This window comes from Flagellimonas lutimaris, assembly GCF_003581615.1.
Taxonomy (GTDB): Bacteria; Bacteroidota; Bacteroidia; order Flavobacteriales; family Flavobacteriaceae; genus Flagellimonas; species Flagellimonas lutimaris.
This window is the reverse complement of the sequence record NZ_QXFH01000072.1, coordinates 374,169-388,679: the sequence shown is the minus strand read 5'-3', so window position 1 is coordinate 388,679 and position 14,511 is coordinate 374,169. Positions and strand designations below refer to the sequence as shown.

The following is a 14,511-nucleotide window of genomic DNA, read 5'->3' as shown; positions in this document are numbered from 1 at the left end:
TTATATCACCAGTTTTGTAGAATGCAAGATTTGAACTTTCCACCTTATTCATTTCGAATCAAAAATAGCCAAAATAAACAGTACATTTTTGACGGGATACGTAAAAGATTTGTGGTACTCCAACCCGAAGAATGGGTGCGCCAGCATGTGCTTCGTTATTTGGTGTTCACAAAAAATTACCCGAAGAGCCTTATCAATGTGGAAAAACAACTTACCGTAAACAAATTAAAGAAACGTTACGATGTTGTTGTTTTTAATCCGGATGGCTCTATTTTTCTTTTGATCGAGTGCAAGGCACCAGAGGTAAAAATCACACAGTCCACTTTTGATCAGATAGCACGGTACAACTATCAACTAAAAGCCGAGTACCTTATGGTGACCAACGGTTTGGGACATTACTATTGCGAAATGGACCACACCAATGAAAAATATAGGTTTTTAGAGGATATTCCTGATTTTAGCCGTTAATTTGCCTCCGTTTTGAAAATCGCCGTAGTCATACTCAATTGGAATGGGGAAACCTTACTGGAAAGGTTCCTGCCCTCTGTTATGGAGTATTCCAAAGGTGCAGATATTTATGTTGTAGACAACGCAAGTACAGATGGTTCAATCGATTTTTTAAAAAGAGAATATCCTACAGTTGGTATTGTTCAAAATAAATCCAATGGAGGTTTTGCCAAAGGATACAATGATGGGCTTAAGAATATTGAGGCAGATGTTTTCTGTCTATTAAATTCCGATGTCGAGGTTACTCCAAATTGGTTGGAGCCTATAAAAGATGCGTTTCAATCCCTTCCTAATACATCCATCATCCAACCCAAAATATTGGACCTTAACCAAAGAGATCATTTTGAATATGCGGGAGCTGCAGGAGGTTTTTTGGATATGTTTGGGTACCCATTTTGTAGGGGAAGAATCTTCCAAACCATTGAAAAAGACGAGGGACAGTATAACGACATCAAAGAAGTATTTTGGGCAACCGGTGCATGTATGTTTATAAAAAGTGAAGTGTTCCGAGAGCTAGAAGGTTTTGATGAGGATTATTTTGCCCATCAAGAAGAAATTGATTTATGTTGGAGAGCCAAAAATGCAGGGCATAAGGTTTATTATGTTGGACAAAGCGAAGTTTATCATTTTGGGGGCAGTACATTGTCTAACATGAACCCAAAGAAAACCTTTCTTAACTTTAGGAACTCCCTTTACTCCATTACCAAGAACCTTCCCAGAAAAAAAGCCATGCCCATAGTTTTTGTTCGCTTACTACTAGATGCCGTTGCTGCAATCCGATTTATTTTTCAATTAAAGTTTGATCACTGTTTCGCAATCCTAAAGGCTCATCTCAGTTTTTATGCTAACTTTATAAAAATGTACAGAAAGCGCGAAAAAGCTAACTTTATATTAAAATACTATGTAACGACATCCATAGTATGGTCCTATTTCGTACATCAAGTAGCTAGTTTTAACATTTTAGTAAAAGATTAACGAAGCCGAAATATAGGAGCCTTGCTTTTTATCTAATTTTGGTGTAGTTTTTTAACATTTGATATATCTAACAATCCTTAAATTATACTCTGAACTATGAAAAAAATTTTTCTAGGAACATTGGCGATGACAGTTCTATTATCTTCTTGCGTATCGCAAAAGAAATATGCAGATCTTGAAGCCAAACAAAAAGAAACGCAAGACCTATTGAACTCTGCAACCGTTAAGCTCAACGATTGCTTGGAAGAAAAAGCAACTGCAAGTTCTAGGTTGAAAACACTTGAAGACCAAAATGCATTCCTAAAGGCAAACAACCAAGAGCTCATCAACAATATGGGCAACTTGACCACGCTTACCACAAAAGGTGCTGAAAACCTTGAGAAATCCCTTGAGAGTCTTCAAGAGAAAGACCTTACCATTAGAAAACTACAAAATGCCGTTACACGTAGAGACTCTGTGAACCTTGCTTTGGTTCAGAGCCTTAAAGGTGTGTTGGGCAACTTGGACGATGAAGACATCGAAATCAGTGTTGAAAAAGGTGTCGTTTTCGTATCCATTTCTGACAAGTTATTGTTTAGAAGCGGAAGCTACAACGTAACCAGTGCTGCCAAAGAAGTACTTGGTAAAGTAGCTAAAGTGGTAAACAACAAACCTGATTTTGAATTTATGGTAGAAGGCCACACCGACAACGTACCTTACAGAAGTGGTGTGCTATTGGACAACTGGGACCTTAGTGCAAAGAGAGCAACATCTGTTGTTAGAATTCTACAAAATGACTTTGGCGTAGACCCTGCTAGAATGACAGCTGCTGGACGAAGCTACTACGTACCTCTTGTTGGCAACGACACATCTGCGAACAGAGCTAAAAATAGAAGAACAAGAATTGTTGTACTTCCAAAAATCGATCAGTTCTATAACATGATCGAAGAAGGAATGAAAGATCCTGCCATTGGTGGTACAGGCAAATAAGAAATAAGCAAGTAATAGCTTAAATAGAAAAGCGGCCAAATGGCCGCTTTTTTTATTTAATAAATTTCAAGACTTCCCTTGCCCTCCCGCACAACTTCGGGTTCTTCTCCGGAAAGGTCTATTACCGTGGATGCCACATTATCTCCGTAGCCCCCATCAATAACAATATCTACAAGATTCTGCCATTTCTCAAAAATAAGTTCTGGGTCCGTAGTGTACTCCAAAACATCATCGTCGTCTCTGATGGATGTAGATACAATAGGATGTCCCAACTCGGATACCAATGCCCTGGCAATAGCATTATCCGGCACGCGAATACCCACAGTTTTCTTTTTCTTAAAATCTTTTGGCAGATTGTTGTTTCCTGGCAAAATAAAAGTATAAGGTCCAGGAAGGGTTCGTTTTAATATTTTAAATGTTGAACTGTCAATTTGCCTAACATAATCCGATAAATTACTCAAGTCTGCACAAATAAAGGACCAATTGGCTTTTTCCAGCTTCACTCCCTTAATTCTTGCAATTCGCTGCAAAGCCTTTGAGTTGGTAATATCACAACCAAGACCGTAAACCGTATCCGTAGGATATATAACAAGTCCGCCCTTCCTAAGAACATCCACAACTTTTTGGACCTGCTTTGGATTCGGGTTCTCTTCGTAAAGTTTTATCAACTCGGCCATTGGTAGAATTATGTGGTCCTAATTTCTATAGGATCAACAACAAAGATACTACATATTACAGCCAAATGAATGCTTCCCACATCCGTGCCAAATATTTAGTAATGCACTGTACTTATTGTAAGATTGAAATCTCTATAAAGTGAAATAGCCCATTCATCAATCCATATGGGTGATTGATTGATTACGACCATTGCCGTTGATATATATACCTGAACTTTATATAAAATTTGCATCCCTATGAAATTAAGGACACTCGTTTCACTAGTTGTATGCTTTGCATCGCAAATATATTTAACCAGTTGCAACAACTCTTATAAATCCAACAACACACCTTTCCATGGGACTGCTACTTTGGCAGAAATGGATACCTTATTGACGAAACTTCAAGATTTGGATACTGTTGATTGCAAAAATTTGGATAAAATAGTGATCATCAATGAAAAAATGAGAAGAATTGTTGAAAACATTCGATTTACTGAAGAATTCGACAAGTTGGTAAAAGCCTATCAACAGAATGAGTACCAAATTACTTTTGTCTTTTCTGAAGACAAGCATATTGGGGTGTTCTCCTGGAACACAAAGATGGATTGTTTAGGACATAGCATCAAGAACATTGCACTTTTCAAATCCAACGATAAGTTACATGCCACATCCTTATATGGTGAATCCATGATTTACAGGGGAATAGCTTCCAGAAAAAAAAGCAACAATAAAACCATCTATATTTTAAGTGGAGAAACGATTTTACGCGAACCAGCCATAAATGGATACACTATAGCCAATGAACATCTAGTGGAGTCATCGATTCCCACGATAGAAGAAACATATGTCGACAATACATACAACTAACCTTTTAAGATTGAGCAAACCACTTATAATTCTGCAAGTTATTGCTCTATTTCATTTTCAATGTAAAAGAGCGGATATGAAGGATGCTCAAGAAACCTCTAAATTCAGTAATTGTATAGTGCTGGTAGACTCAATCACCACCCTTCTTCACAATCTTGATGAACTAGAAATCAATAATCCCAATTTTACAAAACAAGCCAACCAATTCAATCGGGATATAACTGAAATACTTCAAGAAGTAAGCAGTCCGGATATTCTTGCAAACTTTACAAAAACTGATAAATTAGATGAAAGTTTGACTCTCGCCATCGCACAGGATACATCGATAGTCATATTCTCTTGGGATTCTAGATTGGGTGGTTCCAACCCTAAAATAAAGTCCATTGCCTTGCATACGAACAATCAAAAAATTGAATCGTTCTCTTTGGATAAGCTTTCCGTGAGGTGCACCGATATTTATAATCTTTATCGGGAAACAAAACAGCCTGTTTATCTGTTCAAAGGTTTGGGTCAATTATCCGGTGTTGATTTTTATTCCTCGCTTCATGCCTTTACTGTGGAGAACGGTTTGAAAAAAACTGACATATTTCCCAAAAACCAAAGCTCGATCACCACCGATTACACTTTGGGCAGACCCATTGATTTTATAGTAAGCAATGATGCTTCCAAAATATTTATCCCAAATAAAACCTATCCATACAATGATTGGGGATTAACCTACAGCGTCCTTTCTTTTGATGGAGAAAACTATCAACAGCAAACATCTCAAATAGATTTCCCAGTAAACTCGGACTCTTTTAATGGTCCTAAGAATTATGACAATGGCTATTTAGAAGGATCGGAAATACCTATCGACACAACTCAAAAGGAAAATTTAACTTCCTTTACACTTGTTTTTAAGGATTCTATCCAAATAGAGCATAACTACGATCCAGACGAAGAAACTACCTTGTTAAAAATCATGAAAAAAAATGATAAGACGCCCGTAGTACTGCCTTTTAAATCGTATTACGCAAGATTACTGGCCAAACAAAAACAATATTTGTTTGTGAGACTTTCTGGAACTTCAAACCACTCCCCCCTATTAGTTTACGATATCACAAAACAGGAATACATCGCCAGTATTTCTCAAGCGGGAATAAAACTCCATGATGAGGCAGTTTTGGTTGCACAGCCTATAGAAAAAAACAATATTGGAGAAAAACCTAAGTGTGTCGCAAACTATGGAGATCAAACAGCATACTTCCAAACTTTCATATTGGAATATCGTTCAGAATACCCAACAATAATGCCAACAGGACAGCAATTCTGTGGCTTTTCTGAATGAGCCCTTATTGGATGGTATCCCGTTCCACTCGTTTATAAAATCCAATATCATCCAAGACAACTACACCAAGAGAGTCCTTGTCAAAAACCAAATGGATACTTTGTAGTTTATTCAATTTTAGGCTATCAGTCTTTTCTAAAAAGGAAGAGATTGGGATATAACAACTCTTCAATTGTACCTCCGAGTCCTTACCAATCATATCCTTATCTAAAAATTTAAACTTGGTAAACTTGGTTTTGATGGTACTAGGAAGCCTATTCTCTTTATCCAACGCTACCGAAGCGGAATTCCCTAAACTATCTTTAAGCACCACACTAAAATTAAAACCGATTTTTGGTGCCTCGATATTTTTACCTTTTTTATCCTTAGTTTTTAATTCAGAAATGTTTCCCATTGCCATAGATAGTGCTAGTGTATCAACCATACCAAAATCAGATATTGTATCTGGTAAAGCAATGCTGTAAATCGGGATAGAATCCTTACTGGCATTTGCACCATACTGCCAGCCAAGAACTAAGGCATTGTTCTGTTGACTTCCACCATCTCGAGATTCCAATTCCGTTTCGCGCCAGAACTTGAAATTCTCTGCAGACAGTTTTATTCCATTTGGCGAACTGGTTACATCTAAATCACCCTCAAAATTTACCAGTACATTTTTGTAAATATCGCTGTATTGGCTCCTGTAATCTTCCTTGGGCAACCAATCGCTTACCAAATCCACGTTTTTGAACATGGGCTGATAAACTTTGCTCCCTTTAAGAACGGCCTCCGCAAAAGCGCTCACATAAACTTTGGCAACCTGTCGTTGTTCTTCTCCCTTAACCAAAGGTTTAAGGTTGAGCAACCATTTCATGGGCGCACCAAAATCAGACCGCCCCCATGTGGAGTTAAACTGACCGTGATTGGCGTGATTCATATACAAACCGGCTTTGAACCCTTCAAAATTTTCCGAAAATTTAAGACGGTGATAAGGTCGCATGCCCCAAAAACTGGTCTCGTCCGAGTCGTATGCACCTTGAATGGATAAATAATTAATGTCTTTTAAACTAATTTCACGTTTGTACCTATAATCCGTTGGAGCTATTGTAATGACACCTTTAATACCAAAACCAAAATCGAACTTTTCATTTCCATTATCAGGGAACCTATCCAATGTGTTGAAGGCCGCTGCAATGGATACCGCTTCCCCTCCCCTGGAATGGCCCACAAGTATAATATTATCCAAGTCCACTTTGCCAGCCAAATCAGAACTACTGTCTTCATTCCATTTTTTCCATTGTTCTAAATGTTTGAGCAATAACCATCCACGAGTAGGCATTTCTTTGCCCATAAAATCACCGGACCAATGTCCATTGATAAAATTCTCATCCACAGAGACCCCTAAGATTCCCCTACTGGCCAAAACTTTTCCTAGATAGGCGTACCCGCCATCTGAATAATCGAGCATACTATGATTACCATGTACCATCATTACCATGGGAAAAGGGCCATCGCCTTTCGGCATATAAACACGGGCATTCAATGGAAAACTATCTACTCCAAAGCCCCAATATTTTTCTCGCCATTTTTTCTTTTTACCCTTCCACTCAGGCAGCAATAAAGAAGCATCGACCGTTGGCGTTTTCATTTTGACACCCTCTGCGTATTCAGGTCGCTTTTCATCTGTTCCACTTCCGTAAGTAAAAACATCTACCTCAAAGTTTCCTTTTGTAGCTGGATTTTCAATACCCATTTCGCTCAAATAGGTAACATCGACAGTTTCTTCTGCTGATGATGTATCCTCATAGGGATCACCATCCAAGGAATTGAATCCATAAAATCCCAACACCACTAAAACAACACTTAAAACAACAAGTGGAGTACCTGCTTTTGCGTTATTCTTTTTAATGATTTGCCGAAGACCTAAAGTGAGCAGTACTAAGCAGATAAAACCAAAAAATGAAAGACCATAAAATAAAACGGAGGGCCATCTAAAAGCATACATCCGCAAGATGTACAAGGTTAAAAACCCACCAAATAGAGTTGTGACAAAGGTTAGCGGTACTTTCTTTACCAAAGGTGCCAGCCAGGTCAATAGTATTTTCAATAGGACAAGCAATACAATACCTATCAGTATTCCGGCCAGCATGGTTGCCCAAGCTGGGTATCCTAATGCATAATGATAGCCAGCAACTCCAAAAAGGGTAACAATAAGAATAGATACTGCAAGAAACACAGGTTTGAGAAAGAGATTTTTCATAGGGGAAAGTTGGTTGGTTTGGTGTAAAAGCTCAAAAATTTAGCTCTGAATTTAAGCATTTTTACCCACCTATGTAGACTCCCAAAAATTATTTAGAAAATCCCTAAACCGATGATGGTTTATTATCAGAAAGCGAAAATTTAAATTAGGTATTATCCAAAACCTCAAGTTTAGCAAAACGCAGCAATAATTTTTTGATGCCGCCTTGGTCAAAATGGATCTCCGCTTTTCTATCGTTCCCTACACCTTCAATATTAAGTATTTTTCCTCTTCCAAAGCGGGTATGGTTCACTCGTGCCCCTGTCACCAAACCTGGGTCTAAATCCATAGGCTTTGCGGGAGCAGAAATTTCAGGCTTTAGCTTCCTTAACTTCCGCAGTTGGCTTTCGTTTGGTTTCTGTGTACTTGGTGGCGTTCCATTTTGAGGCTTAATTTGTCGAAGCTTACTTTTGTCCACCTCGCCAAAAATGTCTTTGTTGATCATGGACTTGTACCGGTACCCATCGTTCACAGGAGTCAAGTTCTCCACATACTGCTCTTCTATCTCTTCCAGAAATCGACTGGGTTCAGCATCGATAAGTTTACCCCAACGGTACCTATTCTGGGTATACGTGAGGAATGCTTGTTTTTCGGCACGCGTTAATGCCACATAGAATAATCTTCGCTCCTCCTCCAACTCACTTCGCGTGTTCATACTCATGGCCGAAGGGAACAAATCCTCTTCCATTCCAACAATATATACATATGGAAACTCCAATCCCTTGGCCAAGTGGATGGTCATCAGGGCAACTCGGTCGTCATCTCCAATATCCTTATCCATATCCGTAGCAAGGGCCACATCTTCTAAAAATTCGGTCAAACTTCCTGTGGCATCAGCTATTTCCTTTTGTCCCTCCACAAAATCCTTGATACCGTTCAAAAGCTCTTCAATGTTTTCCATCTTGGCGATACCCTCTGGAGTACCATCCTTTTTAAACTCCAATAGAAGACCTGTTTTTTTGGCCACATGTTCTGCTAGGGTAAAAGCATCAGAACCTTCATTCATGATTTGGAAACTCTTGATCATGGTGACAAAATCCGTCAACTTGCGCTTGGTTCCCGCATTGATATTCAAATTAAGCTTATCCAAATGCTCCATTACTTCATAAATGGAACGACCGTAATGGTTTGCTGCCACCAAAAGTTTGTCAACGGTAGTTTGTCCTATTCCCCTAGTTGGAAAGTTAATGACCCGCTTTAGCGCTTCTTCATCTTTTGTGTTGATGATGAGCCGTAAATAGGCCAGCACATCTTTAATTTCTTTTCGTTGATAAAAGGAAAGTCCACCATAAATGCGATAAGGGATATCACGTTTACGAAGCGCATCCTCTATGGCACGAGATTGTGAATTGGTCCGATACAATACGGCAAAATCACCATTTTGCATTTGCTGTTGCATCTTGTTCTCAAAAATAGAACCTGCCACATAACGTCCCTCCTCTGCATCGGTAACACTTCGGTGAATTTGTATAAGCCCACCATCATCGTTGGATGTCCATACATTTTTCTCCAACTGGTTTTTATTGTTGGCTATAATAGAATTGGCAGCATTGACGATATTTTTGGTAGAACGATAGTTCTGCTCCAAACGGTACATGGCCACATCGTCATAATCCTTTTGAAAATTCAAGATATTACTAATGTTAGCCCCACGGAAGGAATAAATACTCTGTGCATCATCCCCTACCACACAAATGTTTTGATAGCGATCGGAAAGTGCCTTTACAATCAAATATTGCGAATGGTTGGTATCCTGGTACTCATCCACCAAAATGTATCTAAATCGGTCCTGATATTTCATCAACACTTCAGGAAAACGGGTCAACAGCTCATTGGTCCGCAATAAAAGGTCATCAAAATCCATGGCACCTGCCTTAAAGCATCGGTCCACATAATTCTGATAAATCTCTCCCAATCTTGGACGTTTGGCCATGGCATCGGCCTCCATCAATTCAGGGTTTTGGAAATAAGCCTTGACGGTTATCAAACTATTTTTATAGGATGAAATCCTGTTCTGAACCTGCTTGTATTTATAGATATCCTTGTCCAGTCCCATCTCTTTAATGATGGAAGCAATCAAACGCTGGGAATCCTGTGTATCATAAATGGTAAAATTGCTGGGATACCCCAATTTGTCACCATCAAAACGAAGCAATTTGGCAAAAACAGAGTGGAACGTACCCATCCAAAGGTTCTTGGCCTCAGAATCCCCAACAATCGTGGCGATTCTTTTCTTCATCTCACGTGCCGCTTTATTGGTAAACGTAAGGGCCAAAATATTAAAGGAGTCCACCCCTTGTTCCATTAAATGGGCAATACGGTAAGTTAGCACACGGGTTTTCCCGGAGCCTGCACCTGCAATCACCATTAAAGGTCCATCCTTATGCAGTACCGGAGCACGCTGCGCATCATTCAATTCATCTATAAAAGTACTCAAGGGCGAAGCTTTTTTAAAGTAGGCGTGAAATTAGCCAATATTGACCTTTTGCTAAAATGAACCTTTCACTTTTTATAAACACTGTTGTCGGATTTAAGTTGTTTTTTGAATATATTTAGACTCTCAATTAATATTGCTGATGAATTTTTACCCTTTCCCCCTATTTCTTTTACTTTTTATGACATTTTCCGGAATTTCCCAAAAAACCAAATCAGGCCCGATTATAGAAGACTATGGAGCTGTTTGGGAAATAGACAATCCCGACTTCAAAACTGACACTTCACAGGAATTCAAGGTAGTTTTTGATGTCAAGGATGGTCCAGAATCCGATACGGAGATTAATAGAAACCTGAACACGGTTGCGCGTTTTTTAAATATGCATGCACAAAACGGGATTCCACTCTCCCAATTAAAAGTTGCACTTATTGTACATGGAAGCGCAGCCAGAAACCTGTTGTCAGATGAAGCATTTCAAAAAAGATATGAGGTGGACAACCCAAACCGTGAATTGGTTGAAAATTTATTGAATGTAGGTGTGGAAGTCATCATGTGCGGGCAATCATCAAAAACAAGGGGCCTTCCAAAAGAAGATTTGATTCCTGGAGTTAAGATTGCGCTATCTGCAATGACAGCCAACATCCAATTACAAAACCAAGGATACCGTCCAATTAAATTATAAACCAACACATCATTATGAAAAAATTTTTAGTACTTGCACTCTGTTCTGCAAGTTTATCAATGTACGCCCAACACGGGTTGGAAAAGGATATTGCCGCCATTGAGTCCAAAGTAATCGAATGGCGACACGATATTCACCAAAATCCCGAATTGAGCAACCGAGAGTTCAAAACGGCTGAAAAAATTGCCGAACACCTTAAATCACTGGGTATTGAAGTACAGACAGGTGTAGCCCATACAGGAGTTGTGGGAATTCTAAAAGGAAATAAACCAGGAAAAGTAGTTGCCCTTAGAGCGGATATAGATGCCCTACCCGTAACGGAGAGAAACGACCTTCCCTTTAAATCGGAAGTAAAATCCGATTATCTGGGACAAGAGGTTGGCGTAATGCATGCCTGTGGACATGACACACACATTGCAATTTTAATGGGGACCGCAGAAATATTGGCCAAAAACAAGGACAAGATTCGTGGAACTGTAAAATTCATTTTTCAACCTGCCGAAGAGGGAGCGCCTCCAGGAGAAGAAGGCGGTGCAGCATTGATGGTAAAGGAAGGAGTTTTGGACAATCCAAAAGTAGATGCTATTTACGGTCTTCATATAGGCTCCTACCTTCCTGTTGGTCAAATTGCCTATAAACCGCGTGGTGCCATGGCAGCAGCACAACGTTTTGTGGTTAATATCAAAGGAAAACAAACACATGGATCCCAACCCTGGGGAGGAATCGATCCAATTTACGTGGCAGCTAAAATTATCGATGGCTTTCAGTCCATCATCAGTCGTGAAATGGAGTTAACAAAAGAAGCTGCCGTGATCACCGTTGGTAAAATTACTGGTGGTGTCCGGAACAACATCATACCAGAGAGTGCCGAATTGGTGGGTACCATCCGTACTTTGGACTATGATATGCAGGAAAAATTGAATGCGAGAATGAAGGAAATGGCCGCCGATATTGCCAAGGCATATCGCGCAGAAGCTACTGTGGACATAGCCAAAGGTACTCTGATAACATACAACGACCCAGCATTGACAGAAGCGTCACTAGGAAGCCTTAAAGAAGTTGCCGGTGAGGAAAATGTTCACTTGGTAAATGCCACTACTGGCGCAGAGGATTTTTCATTCTATCAAAAAGAGGTACCCGGTTTCTTTTTTATCTTGGGAGGTAAAAACCCAAATGCCGGCCCTGACGAGCATTATCCACACCACACACCCGACTTTAAAATTGATGACAGTGGAATGTTGTTAGGTGTAAAAGCCATGACCAACATTGCTTTGGATTTCTTGGACAGAAGTAAATAAGCTAACTTTAATAAAAATAAAATTTTAAGCCCCAATATCCTCCAGTATTTGGAATTTGGATATCGGGGCTTGATATTTGTAGCTACTACTTCAAATTCTACAAATGGAAGCATTTCTTGATTTTCTGGCCAATATCCAATGGTGGGTGTGGATATTGATTTTCCTGCTCTTGATTGCCATACGCGATATCTTTTTCCAAAAAGCACACACAATTAGCCACAATTACCCCATTGTAGGTCATCTTCGTTATTGGTTGGAGAGCATTGGACCTGAAATGCGCCAGTATTTTGTGGCCAATAACCGGGAAGAACTTCCTTTTAACCGTATTGAACGAGGTTGGATCTATGCATCAGCAAAAAAAGAGAACAACTATGAGGGCTTCGGAACCGACAGGGATATTTACAAACACCAACATATCTTCATCAAAAATGCGATGATTGGGTTTCAGGCCCCTGAAAATCACCCAAACAATGAGCATCCATGTTTTTTGCCCTGCGCCAAGGTGATGGGAGCTTACAACAAACGTAAAAAACCCTATCGTCCTGCATCCATAATCAATGTTTCGGCCATGAGTTTTGGTTCTTTGTCCGCTGCTGCCATAGAATCTTTGAACCAGGGTGTAGAAAAATGTGGCGCGTACCACAACACTGGTGAAGGTGGACTATCCCCTTATCATAAAAAGGGCGGGGATGTTATTTTCCATTTTGGAACAGGCTATTTTGGCGTTCGATCTAGAGATGGTGGATTCTCTATGGACAAATTAAAGGTCTTGGTGGATGAAAACCCTTGCATCAAAGCCATTGAAATAAAACTCTCCCAAGGAGCTAAACCAGGAAAAGGTGGAGTACTCCCTGGCTCAAAAATTACCCCAGAACTTGCGGAGATTCGTGGGGTTGAGGTTGGCGAAGATGTTATTTCCCCTCCTACCCACAAAGCTTTTTTGACCATTCCAGAGCTTTTAGAATTTATTGAATCGATTGCAGAAGAGACTGGATTACCCGTAGGCATTAAAGGAGCTATCGGGAAAATTGACCAATGGAAAGAATTGGCCGATTTAATGAAGAAGACAGGAAAAGGTCCCGATTTTATTACTGTTGATGGTGGTGAAGGTGGAACCGGTGCCGCTCCTCCAAGTTTTGCCGACCATGTTTCATTACCTTGGACCTATGGTTTTTCCAAAATTTATAGTCTGTTTATGGAGTATGGACTTACAGAGCGAATTGTGTTCATTGGTAGCGGAAAGCTTGGTTTCCCAGGAAAAGCGGCCATGGCATTCGCCATGGGTGCCGATTGCATCAATGTAGCCCGAGAAGCGATGATGAGTATAGGTTGCATCCAGGCTCAAGTGTGCCATACCAACCGATGTCCCGCTGGTATCGCCACTCAGAACAAATGGCGCCAAAACGGTATCAACGTGCCTTTAAAATCAGATAGATTGGCCCAATACTTCAAAACATTCAGAAAAGAGCTTTTGGAAATCACGCATGCTGCGGGCTACGAGCATCCTTGTCAATTTAAGATGGATGATGTGCAAGTAAACGTAGATGATGATTATCTTAGCAGCGATTTGAAATCGGTATATAGATATCAAAAAGAAAATGTAGAATTTGATTCCATGCAACATCTTTTTGATTGTAAACACCTAGGTGGAAAACCAGCATTGGAAAAAACATTATAATTTAGACCCAAATAGTTAAACAACCAATTGTACTACTTATGAAAAGAAATTTACTCCTTATCCTGCTTCTGGTAATAACTACAAGTGCTTTTTCCCAAAGAAAAAGTGAGCTTTTTGCTGAAATTGATACGCTTAAATCCAAAATTTCGGAGGTGGAGCAGGAATTGGCCAAGGCAAAACGTGAAATATCCTCCAGCAATGCAGAGGCCGAAGCTTTAAGGTCGGAAAATGCAAGCCTGCGTGATGCCAATGCCACCCTGCTGGGCAACTTGAGCAACTTCTCGGAACTGTCAAAACAAAACTCGGATAACGTAGACCGCGCGATGGAAGCTTTGGCAAGAAAGGAAAGGCAATTGAGCGGTATCAACGATATGATATCTGCTAACGATTCCACTGCCATTGTTTCTTTAACTCGAATAAAACAGACCTTGGGCGAAAATGCCAAAGTTGGCGTAGAGGCGGGCGTTGTTGTTATTAGCAACAGTTTAAATACTCTTTTTAGTTCGGATACTTCGGCAGAATTGACCGAAGAGGGCAAAACATGGCTGGCCGGTGTTGCCGATGTTATCAAATCGAACCCCAACTTCAAAGCAGAGGTTGAAGGCTTGAACATTACTGGCGAATTTGGACCGACTTACAATCAAGTAGCATCGGTTGCTTCGGAATTGGTGACCGTTTTGGAGATTCCTGCGGAAAGCATTAAAATTTCTGCCAAAGACGGCAATTTCAAAGAAGGTATCAATATCAAATTACAACCAGATTACAAAGGTTTTTATGCCAAGGCCAAAGAAAGTGCCAAAGGTGGGCAATAACCTTTCATCCAACATACTTTTTAGA

General features: G+C 39.9%; 12 protein-coding genes. 9 read left to right on the top strand and 3 right to left on the bottom strand.

Annotated elements, in window-relative coordinates:
- The first annotated feature begins 21 nt into the window (after positions 1–21).
- From D2V08_RS11615 to D2V08_RS11605, 3 genes are all read left to right on the top strand, one after another.
- Entirely contained in the window at positions 22–468 is a 447-nt protein-coding gene (locus D2V08_RS11615) for a type I restriction enzyme HsdR N-terminal domain-containing protein (RefSeq protein WP_119608308.1), read from the top strand.
- 12 nt (positions 469–480) lie between these two features.
- On the top strand, positions 481–1,482 hold the full coding sequence (locus D2V08_RS11610) for a glycosyltransferase family 2 protein (RefSeq protein ID WP_119608307.1): 1,002 nt from the start codon (positions 481–483) through the stop codon (positions 1,480–1,482).
- 96 nt (positions 1,483–1,578) lie between these two features.
- Entirely contained in the window at positions 1,579–2,451 is an 873-nt protein-coding gene (locus D2V08_RS11605) for an OmpA/MotB family protein (protein WP_119608306.1), read from the top strand.
- 56 nt (positions 2,452–2,507) lie between these two features.
- Here the strand turns inward: D2V08_RS11605 and D2V08_RS11600 are convergent, their stop codons facing one another.
- Complete coding sequence (locus tag D2V08_RS11600; protein WP_119608305.1) at positions 2,508–3,128, bottom strand: L-threonylcarbamoyladenylate synthase; 621 nt, start codon at positions 3,126–3,128, stop codon at positions 2,508–2,510.
- A gap of 237 nt (positions 3,129–3,365) precedes the next feature.
- On the opposite strand from D2V08_RS11600, the gene D2V08_RS11595 reads away from it, so the two are divergent.
- Together D2V08_RS11595 and D2V08_RS11590 are read left to right on the top strand one after the other, a co-directional pair.
- A complete protein-coding gene (locus tag D2V08_RS11595) occupies positions 3,366–3,977 on the top strand; it encodes a hypothetical protein (protein WP_119608304.1) in 612 nt (203 codons plus the stop codon).
- Between the two features lie 10 nt (positions 3,978–3,987).
- Positions 3,988–5,304 (top strand): hypothetical protein, encoded by a 1,317-nt coding sequence (locus tag D2V08_RS11590; RefSeq protein ID WP_147374098.1) that lies wholly within the window; start codon positions 3,988–3,990, stop codon positions 5,302–5,304.
- A gap of 4 nt (positions 5,305–5,308) precedes the next feature.
- Here D2V08_RS11590 and D2V08_RS11585 read toward each other — a convergent pair whose 3' ends face one another.
- On the bottom strand, positions 5,309–7,543 hold the full coding sequence (locus tag D2V08_RS11585) for an alpha/beta hydrolase (protein WP_119608302.1): 2,235 nt from the start codon (positions 7,541–7,543) through the stop codon (positions 5,309–5,311).
- A 145-nt stretch (positions 7,544–7,688) separates the two neighbouring features.
- The gene (locus tag D2V08_RS11580) at positions 7,689–10,019 is read right to left on the bottom strand and encodes an ATP-dependent helicase (protein ID WP_119608301.1); all 2,331 of its coding nucleotides are present in this window, start codon (positions 10,017–10,019) and stop codon (positions 7,689–7,691) included.
- Between the two features lie 139 nt (positions 10,020–10,158).
- Here D2V08_RS11580 and D2V08_RS11575 point away from each other — a divergent pair, with 139 nt between their 5' ends.
- The 4 genes from D2V08_RS11575 to D2V08_RS11560 all read left to right on the top strand — a co-directional run bounded on the left by D2V08_RS11575 (position 10,159) and on the right by D2V08_RS11560 (position 14,486).
- Positions 10,159–10,698: a DsrE family protein gene (locus tag D2V08_RS11575; RefSeq protein ID WP_119608300.1), complete on the top strand. Its 540-nt coding sequence runs from the start codon at positions 10,159–10,161 to the stop codon at positions 10,696–10,698.
- 14 nt (positions 10,699–10,712) lie between these two features.
- Positions 10,713–11,996 carry an amidohydrolase gene (locus D2V08_RS11570; RefSeq protein ID WP_119608299.1) on the top strand — a complete coding sequence of 428 codons (1,284 nt, stop codon included), beginning with the start codon at positions 10,713–10,715 and terminating at the stop codon, positions 11,994–11,996.
- 103 nt (positions 11,997–12,099) lie between these two features.
- The gene (locus tag D2V08_RS11565) at positions 12,100–13,674 is read left to right on the top strand and encodes an FMN-binding glutamate synthase family protein (protein WP_119608298.1); all 1,575 of its coding nucleotides are present in this window, start codon (positions 12,100–12,102) and stop codon (positions 13,672–13,674) included.
- 38 nt (positions 13,675–13,712) lie between these two features.
- Positions 13,713–14,486 (top strand): coiled-coil domain-containing protein, encoded by a 774-nt coding sequence (locus tag D2V08_RS11560; protein WP_119608297.1) that lies wholly within the window; start codon positions 13,713–13,715, stop codon positions 14,484–14,486.
- The last annotated feature ends 25 nt before the right edge of the window (positions 14,487–14,511 follow it).